The sequence below is a fragment of the Lentilactobacillus raoultii genome (assembly GCF_900411375.1).
GTDB classification, from domain to species: domain Bacteria; phylum Bacillota; class Bacilli; order Lactobacillales; family Lactobacillaceae; genus Lentilactobacillus; species Lentilactobacillus raoultii.
The window spans coordinates 764,436-783,724 of the sequence record NZ_LS422984.1 but is presented as its reverse complement, the minus strand read 5'-3'; the positions used below and the strand labels follow the sequence as shown (position 1 = coordinate 783,724).

General features: G+C 42.5%; 16 protein-coding genes and 1 pseudogene. 5 read left to right on the top strand and 12 right to left on the bottom strand.

Features of this window, described 5'->3' with window-relative positions; translation table 11 throughout:
* Positions 1 to 109: 109 nt before the first annotated feature.
* From ED605_RS14975 to ED605_RS05235, 11 genes and pseudogenes are all read right to left on the bottom strand, one after another.
* A pseudogene (locus ED605_RS14975) lies at positions 110 to 226 on the bottom strand (DUF3658 domain-containing protein); the annotation flags it as partial.
* A gap of 15 nt (positions 227 to 241) precedes the next feature.
* Positions 242 to 757, bottom strand: a complete 516-nt coding sequence (locus ED605_RS05285) for a DUF1835 domain-containing protein (protein ID WP_121977833.1) — start codon at positions 755 to 757, stop codon at positions 242 to 244.
* 155 nt (positions 758 to 912) lie between these two features.
* Positions 913 to 1,125: a hypothetical protein gene (locus ED605_RS05280; RefSeq protein ID WP_121977832.1), complete on the bottom strand. Its 213-nt coding sequence runs from the start codon at positions 1,123 to 1,125 to the stop codon at positions 913 to 915.
* A gap of 112 nt (positions 1,126 to 1,237) precedes the next feature.
* Complete coding sequence (locus ED605_RS05275) at positions 1,238 to 1,618, bottom strand: DUF1828 domain-containing protein (protein WP_162919754.1); 381 nt, start codon at positions 1,616 to 1,618, stop codon at positions 1,238 to 1,240.
* Between the two features lie 84 nt (positions 1,619 to 1,702).
* Positions 1,703 to 4,840, bottom strand: coding sequence for an AAA family ATPase (locus tag ED605_RS05270; protein WP_121977830.1), 3,138 nt, complete (start codon positions 4,838 to 4,840; stop codon positions 1,703 to 1,705).
* The gene (locus tag ED605_RS05265; protein ID WP_121977829.1) at positions 4,837 to 5,973 is read right to left on the bottom strand and encodes an exonuclease SbcCD subunit D; all 1,137 of its coding nucleotides are present in this window, start codon (positions 5,971 to 5,973) and stop codon (positions 4,837 to 4,839) included. The genes ED605_RS05270 and ED605_RS05265 overlap by 4 nt, the downstream gene beginning before the upstream one ends.
* A gap of 198 nt (positions 5,974 to 6,171) precedes the next feature.
* A complete protein-coding gene (locus ED605_RS05260) occupies positions 6,172 to 6,714 on the bottom strand; it encodes a hypothetical protein (RefSeq protein ID WP_225419047.1) in 543 nt (180 codons plus the stop codon).
* A gap of 498 nt (positions 6,715 to 7,212) precedes the next feature.
* Entirely contained in the window at positions 7,213 to 8,451 is a 1,239-nt protein-coding gene (locus ED605_RS05255) for a hypothetical protein (RefSeq protein ID WP_121977827.1), read from the bottom strand.
* A 271-nt stretch (positions 8,452 to 8,722) separates the two neighbouring features.
* Positions 8,723 to 9,856 carry an NAD(P)-dependent alcohol dehydrogenase gene (locus ED605_RS05250; RefSeq protein ID WP_121977826.1) on the bottom strand — a complete coding sequence of 378 codons (1,134 nt, stop codon included), beginning with the start codon at positions 9,854 to 9,856 and terminating at the stop codon, positions 8,723 to 8,725.
* A gap of 636 nt (positions 9,857 to 10,492) precedes the next feature.
* The gene (locus ED605_RS05240) at positions 10,493 to 10,960 is read right to left on the bottom strand and encodes a Panacea domain-containing protein (RefSeq protein WP_121977824.1); all 468 of its coding nucleotides are present in this window, start codon (positions 10,958 to 10,960) and stop codon (positions 10,493 to 10,495) included.
* 256 nt (positions 10,961 to 11,216) lie between these two features.
* Positions 11,217 to 12,413 carry an NAD-dependent formate dehydrogenase gene (locus tag ED605_RS05235; protein WP_121977823.1) on the bottom strand — a complete coding sequence of 399 codons (1,197 nt, stop codon included), beginning with the start codon at positions 12,411 to 12,413 and terminating at the stop codon, positions 11,217 to 11,219.
* Between the two features lie 727 nt (positions 12,414 to 13,140).
* Between ED605_RS05235 and trpX the strand changes: the two genes are divergently transcribed.
* From trpX to ED605_RS05215, 4 genes are all read left to right on the top strand, one after another.
* Positions 13,141 to 14,142, top strand: coding sequence for a tryptophan ABC transporter substrate-binding protein (gene trpX / locus ED605_RS05230; protein WP_121977822.1), 1,002 nt, complete (start codon positions 13,141 to 13,143; stop codon positions 14,140 to 14,142).
* The gene (locus tag ED605_RS05225; RefSeq protein ID WP_121977821.1) at positions 14,139 to 15,038 is read left to right on the top strand and encodes an ABC transporter permease; all 900 of its coding nucleotides are present in this window, start codon (positions 14,139 to 14,141) and stop codon (positions 15,036 to 15,038) included. The genes trpX and ED605_RS05225 overlap by 4 nt, the downstream gene beginning before the upstream one ends.
* Positions 15,031 to 15,804 carry an ABC transporter ATP-binding protein gene (locus ED605_RS05220; RefSeq protein ID WP_121977820.1) on the top strand — a complete coding sequence of 258 codons (774 nt, stop codon included), beginning with the start codon at positions 15,031 to 15,033 and terminating at the stop codon, positions 15,802 to 15,804. Before ED605_RS05225 ends, ED605_RS05220 begins: the two co-directional genes overlap by 8 nt.
* A gap of 89 nt (positions 15,805 to 15,893) precedes the next feature.
* Entirely contained in the window at positions 15,894 to 16,406 is a 513-nt protein-coding gene (locus ED605_RS05215) for a ClbS/DfsB family four-helix bundle protein (protein WP_121977819.1), read from the top strand.
* Between the two features lie 95 nt (positions 16,407 to 16,501).
* Here ED605_RS05215 and ED605_RS05210 read toward each other — a convergent pair whose 3' ends face one another.
* The gene (locus ED605_RS05210; protein ID WP_121977818.1) at positions 16,502 to 17,464 is read right to left on the bottom strand and encodes a D-2-hydroxyacid dehydrogenase; all 963 of its coding nucleotides are present in this window, start codon (positions 17,462 to 17,464) and stop codon (positions 16,502 to 16,504) included.
* 297 nt (positions 17,465 to 17,761) lie between these two features.
* Here ED605_RS05210 and ED605_RS05205 point away from each other — a divergent pair, with 297 nt between their 5' ends.
* Positions 17,762 to 19,282, top strand: a complete 1,521-nt coding sequence (locus ED605_RS05205; protein WP_121977817.1) for a YfcC family protein — start codon at positions 17,762 to 17,764, stop codon at positions 19,280 to 19,282.
* Positions 19,283 to 19,289 lie beyond the last annotated feature (7 nt).

Below are 19,289 nucleotides of genomic sequence, written 5' to 3'. Positions count from 1 at the left end.
TGAATCACCGTCCCCGCCGCTGTTTAAGCTATAGTTGTCCAGCAGATGTTATGCCACAACTGGTTTAACTTCCTAGACCAATTATAAGAATAGGCCGTTAGTGTTGCACTTAACTTGACAATCGAGGAAAGTTTGTTTTGTCGAGTTGCTCATAGATAAAAAAATCATAAAATGTAGCGGGAAGGCTGGTTAAATGATCATTAATGACTGCTCGAACGGGTTGATTAGCCTCTTTGAGGTTTCACCATAGATAACTATAGTCTTTTCGTACCTGTTGTGGCACGCTCTGTAGTCGATCAAGCAAATCCAACTTATCAATGTGTTCAGGGAGTAGCCCGCTAAGCCCTTCATCAACTTCCCGCAATGTGTCCTGCAACGGAAAAACGGTTGGCACCTTAATTTGTTCAACCCGATTATCAACTGCTTTCAGTCGGTCACACAACCAAACAAAGCCACAGTAATCAGCCGCTTGATTTGTCCACCAAACTCGAAAAGACTCGCCAGCTTGAATTAGAACATTCAGGAAATATAAATGATCCCGAATTTCCTGCAGTATCTCTTCATAAGAATGGTCCTCAATGTTTTGAGACAGCATTTTAAAAAATGACGCTCGATTGCTAACCATATTGGTTCCCGTCATTTTACCAAGATCGAGCATTAGTGGCAACGTCACAACTCGCTGCTTAATGCCTTTAGTTTGATAATAGTCTTGCAAGGTCCTCCCAAATAGAGAATCAAACGTCACCTCAACTGGCATTACATCATCTCCTGTTGTCTTGTTATCGACAGTTTACGCCATTGATGATTAAAAGCCAAATTACAAAATGAATAAAAATAGCCTCCTAGAGCAACGACCCCAATTGGCTATTTCATCATCATCTGTTAGGGCCAACGGTTCAGTGAGATGCCTTTCTAGACTCGTCCGGAAATTGTCCGATAAACTAGCCAGCCGACGAATCCTAAAAAGGCCGCAACCGCTAACCACAGGCCCAAAATAACGACCTTAGCGAAAATCAAGAGAATCAAGATTAGGCCAAGAAAGCCACCAAAGAATCGCAAAATAGAAAAACCGATTCGAACGAGCAAATAGATCCACCCAAACATCAGTAATAACAATAAGCCCATTTTTAAGCCTCCTTAACCGTGGTACAAATCAGGGGATCATCTTCATCCGCAGGGAATGCTAACCACCCTTCCAATAAAACGAGTAGTGTTATTTATGAATAAATTAGAGAACTCATTTAGGCAACATAAACATATCATTTGCAAACAGCATCGCCTGAATAAGCAAATTTTGTTTAACTGGATAGCTGTCAATATCGATTTCAATATAAAGTTCTTGCGTTGTTGCATTGAGTTTAACTGAATAAGCTTTCAATTGTTCCGTAAGAATTTTCAATTTTTCCCTTGACTGAGTGATGAGCATCCCATCTGCTTCAAGATCATCTAAAATATAGCCACCATCCGTTAGACAAATTTTCTGATTCACTTCGCTGGCATATAAAACAATCGCCTCATTATGTCGATCATAAAAAGGAGTATCAATCCGCACGTCATTTTGATTAATATTCGAAAAAGAGAACGAATTTTTATTGAACTCATTGGCTGACTTTTTCAAGCTGTCCACCGATGCCAAACTAATGCACCTCTAACCTTTATATTTACCGACCTCATACACTCGTTCAGAACTGAAGCAGCCCTATCACGGCGTCACAATTCGCGTATGGCTCTTTCCCTGACCTTCAGTTTGAACCTGAATCTGGAAAGGAACTTGTTCCTGAAGCATGGTGACGTGGCTAATAATCCCGATCATTCGATTATGACTTTCAATATTCTCCAGTGCAGTCATGGCCATTGAAAGCGACTCCTGATCCAATGAACCAAAACCTTCGTCCACAAATAATGTATCAATACTGATGCCGCCAGATTCATTTTGAATGACTTCACCCAATGCCAGCGCCAGACTCAATGCCGCAATAAAACTTTCACCACCGGAAAGCGTGTGGACACTTCTTAATTGACCAACATTATCATCGTAAACATCAATTTCAAGTCCCGTGTCCTTTTGGTAGGCACCGGCTTGCCGATGCAGATACATTGAATAACGACCAGAACTTAACTGCTTTAAGTGTTGATTGGCAACCTTGAGAATTTCACGAAGCTGAGCCTGTAATACATACCGTTCCAATCCAAGCTTAGCATCCCCACTACCACTGACCGTTTCCACCAGCAACTGCAACTGGTTAATTTTTTCCTGTTGGTCATGGATTGCTTGATCATTTGTCTTAACTCGTTTTAACAATTCATTATTGATAAGTACTTGTCGATACCGGCCATCATATGTCGCCTGCAGGTTATCTCGAGCATCAATCAAGCCTTGAACCTTCGCCTGCTCTTCTTTCAAGTCAACCAGCTGATGGCCATTTACGACCTTTTCGTACGTTGAAATAGCAGTGGTGACTTTTTTAAGTTGGTCTTGATATTGATCAATTTTCCGTTGCAAGTCGGCAACTTGAGTTACTCGATTAATTAACTGCTGGAACTCCTGCCAATCTTCGGTCCCTAGTTTTTGGGAAATGGCCGCTGTCAGATCATCCTGAATTGTCGTTATTTTCTTCTGAACACTGGCCAATTGCTTGCGTAAGCCTGCCTCAGTTGCCTGTGAAGCTGCCAATTGACTCTTAACCGCCGTTAATTGACGCTGATTAGCTGAAACCGCCTGATCATAAGCCTCGATCGCAGTCTGGAGTTTAGCCAAATGCTGATCCAAAGCCTTCAGATTGCTAAAATCTTTAGGCAGCCGCTGCTGAACATCAGCTAGTTGCACCTGATATTTTTGCTGAGTAGCTTGAGCTTGTTGACTGGCAACTTTCAACTGGTCAATTTCCGGTGATAATTGTTGTAAATCCTGTTTAATGTGCGTTTGTTTAACCTGTTCAGCTTTTAATTTAGTCTGCTGTGACAGGACCTGTTTTTGAGTATGGGCATTTTGTTGCAACTCGGCTTCAATCCGTTGACTAACCGTTTCCAATTCACCAACTGGGGGTTCCAAAACTTTTTCAGCAACCAAATCCGCGGTAATTTCCTTAAAATCCGCTTGAAATTGCTGTTTCAAACTCTCAAGCTGTTTGGATTGTTCTTCAAACTGGGATTTTTCAGCAGCCAAATGGTTCTGTTGCTGTTGCAACACCGTTTCGGCCCGCTTCAGCTCATCATCACTAACAGCTGGTAAATCAGCGACATGTGCCGGACTAGGATGTTCTAAACTACCGCAAACCGGGCAAGGGGTCCCTGGCTTTAATTGTTTAACCAGGTTAACGATTTGATTACTCAACCACTGATTCCGCAGCTCACTGTAAGCTGCCTTGGCCTGATCAACCTGATGAGTTAAGTTAACGACTGCTGTTTGCTTCATCTCCAGCTTCGTTGCCAATTTCCGATTTGTCTGTTGACTTTGAGTTAATTTTTTAAGCTGTTTCACTGCCGCCGTCAACGTTTGACTCGTTTGTGTCAGTTGATTCAGGTGCTCGGTGACTTCAACGACCTGGGCCAACTCTTCTGAAATTCGATTATCCGCTTCCGTCAGCTTCGTTAGCTTGGCCTGCTTAGTCGATAAATCATGGGTCAGACGAGTCACTTCACTCTGTGATTGCTTCAACTGTTTCTGCAATTCACCAGCCTGTTTAAAAGCCGGTCGTTGATTCTCCAAAATCGATTTCTGGCTGAGTTGCTGGTCCTGCATAGTCTTTTTAGTTTGCAGTTGTTCCTGTTCTTTCATATCAGCGTCTCGAGATTTGGCTTGGGCCGTTATTTTTTGTCCGATCTTTTTTAACTGACTTTGGTAATTTAAGCGGTCGCTCTGCAGCTCTTGAAATTGGTCATACTTGGGTTTTAGTTCCTTAGCCCACTTCAATTGCTCAATTTGTGCCTGCAAGTTTTCAAATTTTGGCTGTTGGACTTGTAAGTCATTTTGTTGTCGCCGTTTAACCTGCAGCTGCTCAATTTGTTGATTCATGTCTCTATCCGCATGCAACTTCTGATTAGCTGTCTCATAACGTTTCTGGGCAGCTTGCCCTTGCTTTTTTAAGACTGTTAGCTCATCATTGGCTGATTGCTGTTGCTTAGACAAAGCAGCCAGCTGATCGCTAACCGATTGCTTTTGAATATCTTCAGGTGCGTCGTTTGACCAAACAACTTTTGCCAGATCATCCGTAATCGCCCGTTTAGCATCCCCACTCTTAGTGGTTTGCTTCTTCAACATTTCCTTTAACGCATCCCGCCATCGTTGATAGAGTTGGGTCCGAAAGATCTTTCTCAAAACAGCTTCCTTGTCCGTACTGGAAGCCGTCAGGAAACGCCGAAATTCTCCTTGCGGTAGCAACACAATCTGGACAAACTGTTCACGACTGATTTGAAGGATCTCGATCAGCTTTAGATTGATGTCCCGCATTTTAGTGATTTCAGCAACTTTTTGATCATCTTTAAAGATCTCAAGTCGTCCTTGACTCTCAAAAATCTTGGTCCCGGTTCCGCGCTTCTTGTCCAGTTCCTGTTTGGGTAAGCGATTCACCCGATAAAGTTGTCCCTGATGTTCAAACAAAAGTGTGACTTCAGTTGGGGTTTTAGTATCCGCAAAATCCGAACGCATGCTTTGAGGAGACCGGTCATCACTGGCACTATCACCATACAACGCAAACGTAATGGCATCAAAAATGGTGGTTTTGCCACTCCCAGTTTTACCGGAAATCAGAAATACCGATGCCTCATCAAGCTTTGTAAAGTCAATCGTTTCATTTTCGTACGGTCCAAAATTCTTGAGTGTTAATTTTAACGGTTTCATGATCGCTTACCCCCGTCATTTGCTATTTTTAATGCTTCCTTAGCCCACTTAATCTGCTGTGGTGATAGGTCATCTTTAGCAACCTGTCGATAAAAGTCTCCCAGTAAATCCATTGGATCCTTTTGCCGAATCTGATCACCACTTTCACCTGAATCTTCTATCTCTGTGTCGTATCCATTCGCCCGATCAAGAGAAATAATATGTGGGTAAATATCACGCAGCCGCGGCATCGCATTGGGAATCGGCTGCCGATCATTCAAGGTAATCCCAAAATAGTTGTCCAAATTCAGGGCTTTGTAAAAGTGCGGATCGATCAGGGTCGCAAAATCTTCAGTCAGCTGTTGAACATCCCTAATTGGGGTGAGCGGCCTAAAGGTTAAATTAAACGGATCAGTATCGACAATGAAGACGCCTTTTTTCTGGTTAGCTTCGGACAGCGAAAACTTAACCGGTGAACCACTGTAACGGGCATTGGGTGCATGAAGGGCATCCTTTCCGTGCAAGTGCCCCAGTGCAACGTAATCAAACGACTCTAACAAGCCAACCGGTACTGCCGCAAGTCCACCCACTTTTAGTTGAGTTTCAGAGTCGGTAGTTGAACTACCATCCACAAAGAAATGGGAAACCAGCAGGTGCTTTTTGGCAGGATCAAATAACGAGACCATCTTTTTAACAATCGGCACAAATGCCTGATCAAGGTGCTGCAGCTGGTCATCATTAAAATACTGTTGTGCATCAAACGGCTCAAAATAGGGCAGCAAAAATACCTGCGTGTCCGGCAATTCAATCGGCTGAAAAGCCTGGGCTAATTTGGTATGCATGTAAAACCGGGTACTCTTAAACCACGGGGTTCCCGTTGCTAATCGAATCGCGCTGTCGTGGTTACCTGAAATGGCGTAAATCGGCAGTTTATCGACTAAATTCAATTGCTGAAGCATTTGATTTAATTGAGCAACCGACGACTCCGCCGGCATACTTCGATCATACAAATCTCCCGCGATAATAACACCGTCAACTTTTTCGGTTAAGGCGAGCTGTTCAATCTGTTGAAAAGCCGCCTGTTGCTCATCGGTCAAGTCATAGCCATGCAATCGACGGCCAATATGCCAATCAGCAGTATGTAAAAAACGCATTTTAATTGATCCTTTCTGTTTGCTACTCCAATGATGATCTGGTTTAATTCCCTATAATTTTTAAATACGAAAACTTTGATGAATTCATTTTCAAAAATAATCCTTCATAATCAAAAAAGCCCCGTCACCAACTTAGAATTTCAAGAATTAGTGATGGGTTAATTATATAACAAACATTAGTTCAATTAAAAGTGTTTTTTAAAACGACGGCCGGTGCACGTATCTCACCAGCATTTGACCGTTTAAAATAATAGCATTATGATCAATGCTGACTTTAAATGGTTGCCCGCGAATCGCAGAAAAAATCGGCTTACCCTGGTGATTGGCAATTTCAACTAGAGTAACTTCCTTAGGCCCAGTATCAGTTACTCGAAAATATCGAGTGGTTTTGCTGGCGTTTAAATTAGTGCACAAAATGCTATCAACGGCAAGGTTAATCGAGTGAAGTGACTTATGGGATGCTTTTACACCCCCTTGCCGTTGAATTTTATGCGCTAAAATTTTCAAATCATCTAAGACATCGAGTGCATGAATATTGCTATTTTCGTGCAAATCGATGTAACGAATGAGTTTCGACAAATCCTCAGGCATAGATAAATGTTTCGACTCTGGAACAGTATAAACGATTACTTTTGAATTAACTTCCTGTGTAAAAAAAGAAGGTTGGCAATGCTTGATAGCAAACTCGTTATAATTAACAAATGCCAACTCCAGATACAACATCAACTCATTATTCTCCATCTCAATTTCCCCAATATGCGCAATATATGCTAAATGCTGTTAATCCATTATAAGCACGCTAACGCCCATAAAATCGCATTTTGACAAAGCTTCAAGGAAGTTTCGAATTATGTTCAATAAAAAGTCATAAATTAAATTCTAATTTTTCTTAATGACGTACATGTAATCTGTGTAGCCCGCAATTCTATTGAATTCGTATTTAGTTTTGATAATTCTATCCAAGCAAAAAACAAATAGATGTCAATCGTTTCATTTCCATGACAACTTTTACAATCAATAATATTATTTATAAATAATAAAGTAATATTAAGTTGTGCTGCTTGTCATAATTAACTATAATCCATAAGCTTATTAATTACCGGAATTCAAAGCAAAAAAGCTGTCATAAAAAGTAAGAAACCTAGGCTTTCATACTCATTCTGGCAGCTATCTTAATCTGGATTTGGGATTGTGTCGAAAAACACCCGCTTCCATTATATTCAATTGTTTGTTTTCTAATTACTTTTGAGCTTTTAAATTATGCCTACTTGCCCAAACTTTTTGGCCTTGTTGATTTTTTAATTGATAATACTTAAATTGGTGACCATTTTTCAAAATAACTTCCCGTTTAACAACTTTCCAACCCTTTAATGACGTCTTGGAAGTTTTCTTAGCTACCTGTTTGAGCTTACCATCCCGATACACGTTAACAAAGTGCTTAATTTTAAAAGTCGTTTTTGAATGAATGACTTTTCGAGACTTCACTCTAACGGGTTGTTCAGTGTGCTTGACCGTTGGGTGGCTGGTTGATGCTGCCTGTGACGAGGCACTTTGAGTTGCCACTGAACTTGAAGCAGAACTAACCGATTGACTCGAATCACTTACCGCAGAGCTGTTGGTTGCGCTCGAAACAACCGCCGAACTGGTTGAAGATGCTGAATCAGTTGAAGTGCTGGCCGACGAGTTGGTATTTGGGGTGGGCGTTGGAACAGTTGTTCCTTGGTGACTATTATTATCATCAACCGGTTTCTTTAATTCAATTTTAGTAGGTGTTTGATTAGCTTCACCGCCGATCAAATTCCAATTGAGAACACCGCCGACCACTTGATAACCGGGTGCTTCAACATGATATAGGGTCCCTCGTAAGAAATTTGGATCCTGAGTTGAAAAAGTGACCAAACCGTTTTGGTCAGTTTCTTTAGTCACTGCACCTTCCTTTGATGATAAGTTTGGGACGGCAACTGCCTTTGTTTGGACCGGCCTCTTTGTTTGACTATCAATTAATTGAAAGCGCCGAGTCCCATTCTGATATGCCTGAGCATCAACGGTCACATCCAAAGAAGCCTGATCCCCGAATTTAAACTGTGTTGGGTCAGGCTTTTCCTGCTGATTATTGGCACAAACCTGCAAATCATAGGTATGACCTTTAACTAATTGATCATTACTTATCAAGGTTACCCCAGACGTATCTTGACTTGGTTCCTCTGCTTTGGTTGCCGGAAGCGTTTTGGCTACGATCACTTTTCCATGATCGAGCACTTTAATGGTTAATGCTTTTCCATAATTTGCCGGTGCACCATTGGTTAAAGCAAATTGCAACTGTTCTTGAACTTGCTGAGAACTAACCTTATTCGGCGTCACTGCAGTTGCTTGAGCAAATTGAGAACTGTTCGGTAAAGCAGTCACTAAGCCACCAAATAACAATCCAGAACCAACCCCAATCATTGCGATTGATAATTTAACTCGTTTACGATTCAATATGAAAACCTCCCAGATAATAAATAGTAACCATTACTATTTATCGGTAATATAACATTACTTGATAATCTAGAAAATGTCCATATATTTTTTTACCAAAAGCTTTTTAAGGTCTCACTATTTTACTCGTCTTTCTTTCAAAGTATCCATGTGTCAGCCCCTTAAACTAGGGATTCCATCGTGAAAAGGCGTTCTATCGCGAATGAAAAATCGTAATAGAACGTCTTTAAATTATAATCAAATTACAATTAACAATAACCGGCTTTTTGTTTTAGTCACCTGGTTGGTAGTCCTTATCAATGATCATAACCGGTTTAATAACGGACCCGTCGTTTGAAGCCCGATTAGCTTCATTAATTTGATCAAATGTGTAGAATTTCTCCAATTTATCAAACGGGAATTGGCCTGCTTGCCAGAATGTAATCAATTTCTGCAAAGCCAATTGTGGAATCGCGTCACCCATCAGGACACCATCAACGTGCTTTTGAAATGCTGTCAACTCATTCCATGGCATGAATGACAAGGTTTTGGCCGTTACCGCAACCGGAGCTAAATGGCCACCAGAAGCTAATGCCGTCACTGATTGATGCATGACTTCAGCAACTCCAGTGGTATCAATGATAAAGTTAGCACCTTCACCATTTGTTAATTCCTTAACTCTCTTAACCCAGTCTTCTTTTGAACTGTTAATCGTATCAGTTGCACCGAGTTCTTTAGCCATTTCCAAACGATTATCATGGATATCAACGCAAATAATCTTTGAACAGCCCTTGATTTTAGCGGCCATCAGCGATCCCGAACTAACAGCCCCGGTACCAACAATTACGATGCTGTCACCTTCTTTAGGATTTAAGCCATTAAAGACGGTACCGGAACCTGTCACAAAGCCACAGCCAAGTGGCCCAACCTTTCGCAAGTCAATGTTCTTATCAATCACCGTCACATTTCGTTCTTGCACCAGCGTTTCAGTGGTGAATGATGATTGATTGAAGAAATTATGAATTGGTTCGCCGTTTTCTCTGGTAAAAGCAACTGAACCATCCGGTCGAAAACCAGCTGTGTTCAACTTTGCCCAATTAACACATGATGCTGGGTGACCGGTTAAACAATTATGACAAACGCCGTCATAATCATACGATAAAATGACATGATCGCCTACTTTAACCGTGCTGACTTGCGAACCAATTTTTTCAACAATTCCGGCGCCTTCATGACCAACAATTCCAGGATAAGGATAGTCACCGGCAGATCCGTCACGAACCGCTTCGTCAGTGTGGCAAATGCCGCTGGCTACCATGTGAACCAACACCTCATTAGCTTTCGGTTGATCGTCAACCTCTAAGTTTTCTAATTTAAAATCTGCATTTTGCTTTTCGATCACTGCACCTGTAATTTGTTTTGACATAATAAGATTCCTCTCAAAAAAATCACCTGTACTTTTGTAAACCCTTTCAACGCCTCCAGATTACCGCATCCTTCATGGACAAACAAACATTTAGCTTGTCGTGCTACAACCAGTCGATTAAAAAAAGACAGTCCCCAAAATGAAACTCCTCAATCTTATGATTAGTCTGTCGTTTGATATCAAATTAATTTCAATTTCCATGGCGGTAAACATCAAATGATGTATCGATTCCCATAATATAGAAAGTGGTATTTTGAATTTTTCCAATGACACGACCCTTATTATTTATTCGAAATACCCACAGTCCATCCAGGCAATCCTTGCTCCTGTCAGACTTTACAAATTCTCTATTCAAAGAAAAATGCATTGAAGATTCCCGAATTTTCTCTAGTCCAGTTTCTCTTGGATAACCTAAAACAGCAACCAGATCATCGGAAGAGAGCCGTAAAATTGTATTTAGAAAAGTAGATTTAACATTTTTATTGGAACCTGAGTTATTAAAATTGTACTTTTTGTCAGCAGTCAAAAAAGAAAAATTAAATGTTAATCTTGTAGGCGCGAAGTGTCTCGGGACCCTTATTCTGGATCTGGTTTCCGCTGATTTTTTTAATTGGCTCTTTATTGAAAAATTTCTTGTCATAGAATTTCAACAACTTCTTTTAAAAAGAAAGTCTTCATAAGCTCAGGTGAAATCACGGTACTCTGCGGTGCCTTCTGCCAAGGCATTTCATGATGCGTTTGGCGCATGAGTTCAACTGCTGATTCATCACCAAATGCATCTTGAACCGCATTCACAACTGTCCCCAATTCTGGGTCATCTTCTATCTCATGGTAATCATCCAAATCAGATTGACTAATTGTTCCGGTAATTGCTCGACAGCCACTATATTTTTGATGAACCGCTTCAACCGCAGGACCATATTTCCAAGCTACTATTTTTTCTGGAAACGCCTTTTCACCATTAACCGCCAAATTAACCCCCTGAACATAATAAAGCAATTTCATAACTTTCATTTGTGTAAGAGGTTCAGCAAAATCATACCGCTTTAAATCAGCGTTATTGTGGACCCTGAACCAATTCACAAATTGCATAACCTCTTTCATCACTAAATCCCTTTCCAAATCTTTATTGGTCAACACTTAAAATTAATTTTCTCAAAAGTTTTCTTACTAATTATCCTGAATTACAAAACAATTATATCACGAAGGCAAACGAACATTCTTTTAAAATTTACTTAACTCAAAAAATTCAGCATTTTTCATCTTGATTACAACCACAAGAAAAGTGTCTTATCACACTGATTAAGCAATAAGGCACCTCATAAATCATTCAATTATTGCCAATTAATAAAATCCGTCTCTACGACTCTTTTTCGCCACTACCAGGGGTTTCTTCACCCTTCTTAACCGTATAGGACTTTGCACCGACACCAGCCAGTTGGCCACCTTGAGCAATCAAATATTCCGGCCGAATTGGTTTATTTTCAAAGAAGTCTTCCAAAATTTCTCTGGTTCCTGCCGCATACCGTGCCTGAGCCGACAATGAACTTCCTGACATATGCGGAATCATGGCTTGGTGTGGCATTGTTCGCCATGGATGATCAGCCGGTGCCGGTTGTGGGTACCAAACATCCCCGGAATAGCCGGCTAATTGTCCAGACTCAAGTGCCCGAACGATCGCATCCCGGTCAACTAATTCCCCTCGACTGTCATTAACGATATAAGCGCCACGCTTCATGGTTGAAATCAGTTGGTCGTCGAACATGTGATACGTTTGTGCGTGAAGTGGTGGGCACAAGACAGCCACATCAACAACCTTGGCCAAATCTTTCACATCTGGGACAAAAGTAGCACCCAGTTCCTTTTCCACGTCGGCAGGAAGCTGATGACGCTGCGTATAAAGTAATTTAACGTCAAATGGTTTCAGCCGCTTTAAAACTGCTCGACCGATTCGACCGGCAGCAACCACTCCGACCGTCATGCCTTCGAGGTCGTAGGAACGTGAAACAGCATCTGCAATGTTCCAACCGCCCTGAGTAATAATTTCATGAGCCGGAATAAAGTTTCGAACCAGTGCCAAGACCTGCATCACATCAGATTCTGCCACACTGATACTATTACTATAAGTTACTTCAGCAACCGTTACGTGATGTGCATTAGCGGCGTTTAGATCAACATGATCCGAACCAATGCCGGCTGTAATAGCCAGTTTCAAATTTTTAGCTTTTTCAATTCGTTCTGCTGTTAGATAGGCTGGCCAAAACGGCTGAGAAATTACCACATCTGCAGTTGGCAGTTCCTTCTCAAATACCGAGTCAGGGCCTTCCTTATCAGAAGTGACAACTAGTTGGTGGCCATGGGATTCCAGATATTTTCGCAGTCCTAATTCTCCAGACACACTTCCCAATAATTCACCGGGTTTAAAGTCAATGCCTTCTGGGCTGGGAACCGTTGAACCGTCTGGATAGTGTGTGATCTTTGGAATACCATCACGGGCATATTTTGGTGGATACCCATTAACGGGATCCGGATATAAAACTGCTAGTACTTTAGCCATAAAACTCAATCCTTTCTATGGACAATCATCTACTCCCAATCAAATTTATTTTATCACTATGGAAAACGCTTTCAAAGATAAAGATACTTAAATTTTGGGGTGGTCTTAAACAAGCTGGTTGTCTCCGGTTATTTAATGATGTTAATCGCTTTTGTTCGCTCACTATTATTAGGACAGCTACCACAGGCAATTTACTGCACCTAAGGGATCGAATGCTAAAAAGCCAAAACCAGGCTTTTCAACATTCGACGCCTTAGTCTCCGTAAATTAACCGCCTGTGTTCGCTCACTACTTTTAGGACAGCCCCTCCAAGCAACATCGCTCCGTATAAGGGATTGATTCAAAAAATCCAAGACCCAAATTTTCCGAATCAACGCCTTATACTCCGGAATCTAACCGCTTGGATCCGCTCACTCTTCTCTTGACACGCCCCCTCTCCTTCCGCTAGAATTAATGTATTCTATGCGAAAGGAAAGGATCCCCATGACGCGATTAACCCTTAATCAAACTTGGCAAAGCCGGTAAACAAGTCCCCCATTTAGGTGCGACTTGATCTTTAGTATGCGATCATTAACGCATCTGTACCGGCAACCTTTCCGAAAAGAAACGGTCTGGACAGATAATTCCGGACAGGCCGAGTCAAAAGAGCACTTTGGTCGATGACCGGAGTGCTCTTTTTGTTCGCAATTAATCACCTTTTATTCTAAATTCGAAAGGAGTAGTCAACGTGAAAAACAGAGTTAAGTTGCTTAGTGTCATTGCCATTTTATTTATCTTTCTCGGTTATGCCTTTTTTGCAGAAAGTTCTAAGCAACGCGCAACTAAAGTTCCAACCGTCGGCATTTTACAATTAATGTCCCATCCGGCTTTGGATGCCATTCATCACGGCATTATCCATGGCTTGGAAGAGGAGGGCTACCACCCTGGCAAGAATATTAAAATCGATTTTCAAAATGCCCAAAACGATCAGAGTAATTTGAAAACCATGAGCACCAAATTTGCCAATGAAAATGCTGACCTGTCAATCGGAATTGCAACCCCTTCCGCTCAGGCACTGGCTAATACCATTAACGACAAACCAATCATTTTAGGCGCCATTACCGATCCCAAGGGTGCCGGCCTGGTAAAGGATAATCAGCGCCCGGGCGGCGACATTACCGGTGTTTCGGATCAGGCTCCCTTAAAAGAACAACTGGGCTTGATTCAGAAATTCATGCCTAAAATGAAAAAACTGGGCATTATCTACACCTCCAGTGATGATTCCGCCGTTGCCCAATATAAGAAGTTTGCCAAAATCTGCAAGCAGGCCCATGTGCCACTGAAGGCTTATTCTATCGCCAACACCAATGATTTAAACCAGGTAGCTGAGCAAGCCGCCTCTTCAGTTGATGCGATTTACGTCCCAACCGATAATACGATCGCTGGCGCCATGCAGACACTGGTTGGAGCTGCCAATAAAGCCAAAGTACCAGTTTTCCCAGCAGTGGATACCATGGTTAAATCCGGTGGTGTGGCCACTTATGGGATTGATCAATACCAACTGGGTGTGGCAACCGGAAAACTATCCGCTGAAATTTTAAAGGGTAACCGTAAACCGGCCACCACCCCGATTAAATTCTTCCGTCATGGTAAATTAATTATTAACGAGAAGCAAACCCGCAAGCTTGGCATCAACATTCCGGAAAGCTTACTCAAAGAAGCCCAACAGAAAGGGGAGTTAATCAAATGAGCATTATTGTTTCTGCAATTGGCCAGGGATTGGAATGGGGAATCGTTGGCATTGGCCTATTCTTAACGTTTAGAATCCTCGACTTTCCCGATATGACCGTTGAAGGCACCTTTCCAATGGGCGCAGCCGCTTGTGTTGCGGCAATTTATCACGGGTACTCCCCATTGGCCGCCACTTTAATTGCGTTTGCGGCTGGGATGCTGGCCGGGCTGGTTACCGGACTGTTATACACCAAAGGTAAGATCCCGGTATTATTAGCCGGCATTTTGGTGATGACCGCTGCCTACTCGGTTAACTTCCGGATTATGAACCGGGCTAATCTGACCCTCTATGGCAAGCCTTCCCTTTTAAAAAATCACTTTCTGGCATCGTTACCACCCTATTTCGATACGGTAACGTTGGGGCTGTTGTTTGTGATTGTGGTAACCGTCTTAATCATCTATTTCCTGCAAACCAACTTGGGCCAAGCATTCATTGCCACAGGTGATAACCCAACGATGGCCCGATCACTTGGCATTAGTACCGACACCATGCAAATCATGGGGCTCAGTGTTTCCAACGGGTTAATCGCGTTGGGTGGTGCCCTGGTCGCTCAAAATAACGGCTTTGCGGATGTCAATAGTGGGATCGGTGTCATCGTGGTTGCGCTGGCCTCCATCATTATCGGTGAAGTGATCTTTGGTGATTTAACGATGAATGAACGGTTAATTGCCGTCACCATTGGGAGTATTCTTTATCGATTTGTCATCTTAATTGTCCTGAAACTCGGTTTTAATGCCAACGACCTGAATTTAATTTCCGCAATCGTCTTGGCACTCTTTATGATGTTTCCAGTCTTCGAGAAACGTTTCCGAATTCGTCATACATTCACAAGGGGGTTAACTCGTCATGACTGAACCGATTTTTGAATTAAAAGATATTGTGGTGACCGTCAATTCCGGGACGCCAGAACAAATCAACATTATGGATCACGTTAATTTGGCTATTTACCCCGGTGATTTTATTACCATTCTGGGCTCAAACGGTGCTGGCAAATCAACCCTATTCAATGTCATCGGGGGTGATCTTCACGTCACTGGCGGCCAGATTTTATTACACGGCCGCGACATCACCAACATGTCAGTTGAACGACGAACCCGCTTCCTCAGTCGGGTTTTCCAGGATCCAAAGATGGGAACAGCCCCTCGAATGACGGTTTCAGAAAACCTGTTATTATCAATGAAACGCGGTCAGCACAGGGGACTGGGACCGCGAAAATTAAAGCAGCAAATGGCTCACTTTAAAGCCATTACGTCTACCATGAACAATGGGTTGGAAAATCGTTTAAATACCGCCACCGGCAAGTTATCCGGCGGCCAGCGTCAGGCACTCAGTTTTCTAATGGCCACTATCAAGCGACCGGAAATCCTGTTACTGGATGAACATACTGCCGCACTGGATCCCCAAACTTCTCAGGAGCTGATGACGGCAACCAACCATCAAATCACTACCAATCATCTGACCTGCCTGATGATTACCCATCACTTGGACGATGCTTTAAAATACGGCAACCGCTTAATTGTCTTGGATCATGGTAAAATCACCTATGATATTTCTGGTGACGAAAAAGACAATCTAACCAAAGAGGAACTGCTTAGCTTCTTTAACGAAATTGACGGCTAGAATCTTTAAATTAGCGCCACTCGACTACCTTTCGATATACTAATGGTTAGCAAAGCCACTCATCATTCAGTAATCGAGGTGATCGAGAAATGACCTTTCAAGCAAACAACCAAACTGGACTTTTTCCAGCTGAAACCAGCTTTTCAAAATTATCGGCAATGATTGATCAGCTAACTCCCGAGCAAGAACAGCAACCCTTTGCTTTTGAGGGCCGCGATCGAAATATTCGGGATGTTCTGGTTCATCTGCATGAATGGCACCGATTATTCTTAAATTGGTTTGAAGACACTCATGTCCATCAACGACCGACCGATTTTCTGCCAATTCCATATACGCCAAAAACCCGTGCTGATATGAACACTCAAATTCGAAATCGCCATCAGCAAACGACCCTCAACGAAGCCAAGGCAATGGTTCATGAGAGTCATACCACTATCATGGCCGTCGCCAGTGAATTGAGTCATCAAGCCTTAATAAACAGACGGTATGATAATGGAGCTGAAAATCAGTCAATCAGTCACTATTTGAAAATCGTGACCACGACTCACTACGAATGGGCAATTCAAAAAATCGCCCGTCATCGTCGTCACTTACTCAATTAATTTAAAACCGGATCGATTTGATAAGGGGCTTAAGCACTCACACCGCTCATTATCAGTCGATCCGGTTTTTAGCATTCAATCATTTTGTTAGCGATTTACTGATTGACCACATTTTGTGGGTGGCCAGCCAGATAGGCCTTTAAATTTTCCACGGCAATCCCCATTAACCGTTCCCGAATTTCAGTGGCCGCCCAGGCAATGTGCGGCGTTAAAAAAACGTGCGGCGCTTTTAACAGCGGGCTATCCGCGTTTAACGGTTCCTGAGTGGCCACATCCGCACCGTAAGCCAAAATTTGATCACTGGCTAAGGCGGCCGCAACGTCTGACTCATTAATCAACCCACCTCGAGCCGTATTTAAGAGAATCACTCCCGGCTTCATTTTCGCAATGACCTGCTGGTTAATCATTTCCGTTGTTTGGGGTGTTTGTGGGGTATGCAAACTAATCACATCGGCGGCTTGCCAAATTTCCTCCAAACTCACCTGTTTGAGCCAATCCTGATCGACCTCTTTTGGATGATGATTATAAAAGATCACATTCATCCCAAGGGCATGAGCAATCTGAGCCGTTGCCCGGCCAATATGGCCCAAGCCGATAATCCCCAGCGTCTTATTGGTCAATGAAATTAGTGGTGTTTTCCAGAAAGTGAAATCGGTTGCCGAACCCCATTCCCCCTGACGGACCGCCTCGCTATGTAAGCCGACTTGGTTGGTAATTTCCAAAAGCAGCGCAATGGTATGTTGGGCCACCGCATCCGTTCCATAACTTGGAATGTTGGTCACCACCACGTGATGCGCTTTGGCAGCAGCCGTATCAACCACATTGTAGCCGGTTGCCAAGACCCCGATGTACTTTAACTGAGGTGCTTGTTCAATCACCGTTTGATCAAGTGGCGTCTTATTGGTCAACACGACTTCAGCCTCGCCAATTCGGTTAAGAATCTCCTGATCATTTTCGGCTGTCCGATCATAATTGGTAAAATCGCCAAACTGTTTAAAGCCATCCCAGCTAAGGTCACCAGGATTCAGCGCGTAGCCGTCTAAATCAACAATTTTCATTTTTCAATCACCTCGTATAGTTGGTTACTGATAGTTTACCTCAAAAGCAGCCATTGTGCGGCCAATCAGTAATTCTTTTAACTCATTAATTATTCGCAGATCTTTCACCATCAACTAAACTCAATAGGCTAATCAATTCACATTTGTAAACGTTTGAAATACACTAAAGACGTGCAAAAGGTAAGTGTTAAATGGGAACTATTTGTGAAATAAGTCATAAATTCTTCTTTATTTATTCACGGAAAATTAATAGGTGTTTTGTAAAATGAGTGTAGTAAAGAAAAGGAAGTGACTCAAATGGAAAACAAACCACAAGCAAGGCCAAGGAAAAAGTTTAAAATGCCTTCCGCCTATACAATTTTATTTCTGATTATTATTTTCGTTGCTATTTTGACCTGGCTGATTCCTGCCGGCCAATATTCCACCGATAAAGCAGGCAATATTATTGCACATACCTATAAAGCGGTCGCCTCAAATCCTCAGGGAATCTGGGATGTCTTCACGGCACCGATTTACGGCATGATCGGTAATGACCATACCGAAGGTGCTATCTCAATTTCGCTATTTATTTTAGTCATCGGTGGCTTCCTGGGAGTTGTCAACCAAACGAAAGCATTAGATGACGGGATTTCTTCCGTTGTTTCCAAATACAAAGGTAAAGAAAAGATTTTAATTCCATTGTTAATGATTCTATTTGCTCTTGGCGGATCAACTTATGGGATGGCCGAAGAAACCATCGCTTTTTACCCATTACTAATTCCTGTAATGATTGGCGTTGGCTTTGATAAAATGGTGGCCGTCGCAATTGTCCTGGTAGGGTCTCAGGTTGGCTGTTTAGCTTCCACGGTTAACCCATTTGCAACCGGTGTTGCTTCACAAACCCTTAACATTTCACCAGGGGACGGAATTCTTTCACGGATTGTGCTGTTAGTTATCACCGTTGCCATCAGTATCTTCTATGTTTACAGTTATGCCTCAAAAATCGAGAAAGATCCTGCCAAATCAATTGTTTTCAATCAGCATGAGGATGATCTGAAACGCTTTGCTTTGGATCATAAGGATCAGGCCGGTACTAAAATGACTGGTCGTCAAAAAGCCGTTCTGTGGTTATTCGGTCTGACTTTCTTACTAATGATTGTCGGCTTAATTCCATGGGATCAAATCAATAGTAAATGGACATTCTTCACCAGTTTCACCAAATGGCTGCAAAACATCCCCGTTCTGGGCCAATTAATCGGTTCCAATCTGGTGCCATTTGGTTCCTGGTACTTCACTGAAATTACGACCCTCTTCTTCTTGATGGCCGTTATCATCATGTTTGTCTTCAAGATGAAGGAAAGTACTTTTGTGAATGCCTTCTTAAACGGGATGGGTGAATTCCTGGGTGTTGCCATTATCGTGGCCGTTGCCCGGGGCATCCAAGTGATTATGAACGATGGGAACATTACCGCCACCGTCCTTCACTGGGGCGAAATGGGCCTGTCTAATCTTGGGTCCGTCGTCTTCATCATTTTGGCTTATATCTTCTATATCCCAATGTCCTTCTTAATTCCATCGACTTCCGGTTTAGCTGCTGCAACGATGGGGATTATCGGACCAATGGGCAAGTTTGCCGGCGTTGACCCAAGTCTGGTCGTAACTGCTTATCAAAGTGCTTCCGGTTGGGTAAACTTGATCACACCAACTTCCGGTGTTGTCATGGGCGCCTTGGCAATCGCCAACGTGAACATTACGGTTTGGTGGAAATTTATGTTCAAGCTAATGATTTACCTGTTTGTTACCACTGCGATCTTCTTGGGCGTCATGGCCCTGTTGTAACGCAATC

What these genes read in the sequence shown, in the direction of transcription:
- ED605_RS05285 (WP_121977833.1), bottom strand. Translation starts at nt 757, where the DNA reads ATGCCAGTTGAGGTGACGTTTGATTCTCTATTTGGGAGGACCTTGCAA.
- ED605_RS05280 (WP_121977832.1), bottom strand. Translation starts at nt 1,125, where the DNA reads ATGGGCTTATTGTTATTACTGATGTTTGGGTGGATCTATTTGCTCGTT.
- ED605_RS05270 (WP_121977830.1), bottom strand. Translation starts at nt 4,840, where the DNA reads ATGAAACCGTTAAAATTAACACTCAAGAATTTTGGACCGTACGAAAAT.
- ED605_RS05265 (WP_121977829.1), bottom strand. Translation starts at nt 5,973, where the DNA reads ATGCGTTTTTTACATACTGCTGATTGGCATATTGGCCGTCGATTGCAT.
- ED605_RS05260 (WP_225419047.1), bottom strand. Translation starts at nt 6,714, where the DNA reads ATGGAGAATAATGAGTTGATGTTGTATCTGGAGTTGGCATTTGTTAAT.
- ED605_RS05250 (WP_121977826.1), bottom strand. Translation starts at nt 9,856, where the DNA reads ATGTCAAAACAAATTACAGGTGCAGTGATCGAAAAGCAAAATGCAGAT.
- ED605_RS05240 (WP_121977824.1), bottom strand. Translation starts at nt 10,960, where the DNA reads ATGAAAGAGGTTATGCAATTTGTGAATTGGTTCAGGGTCCACAATAAC.
- ED605_RS05235 (WP_121977823.1), bottom strand. Translation starts at nt 12,413, where the DNA reads ATGGCTAAAGTACTAGCAGTTTTATATCCGGATCCCGTTAATGGGTAT.
- ED605_RS05225 (WP_121977821.1), top strand. Translation starts at nt 14,139, where the DNA reads ATGAGCATTATTGTTTCTGCAATTGGCCAGGGATTGGAATGGGGAATC.
- ED605_RS05220 (WP_121977820.1), top strand. Translation starts at nt 15,031, where the DNA reads ATGACTGAACCGATTTTTGAATTAAAAGATATTGTGGTGACCGTCAAT.
- ED605_RS05215 (WP_121977819.1), top strand. Translation starts at nt 15,894, where the DNA reads ATGACCTTTCAAGCAAACAACCAAACTGGACTTTTTCCAGCTGAAACC.
- ED605_RS05210 (WP_121977818.1), bottom strand. Translation starts at nt 17,464, where the DNA reads ATGAAAATTGTTGATTTAGACGGCTACGCGCTGAATCCTGGTGACCTT.
- ED605_RS05205 (WP_121977817.1), top strand. Translation starts at nt 17,762, where the DNA reads ATGGAAAACAAACCACAAGCAAGGCCAAGGAAAAAGTTTAAAATGCCT.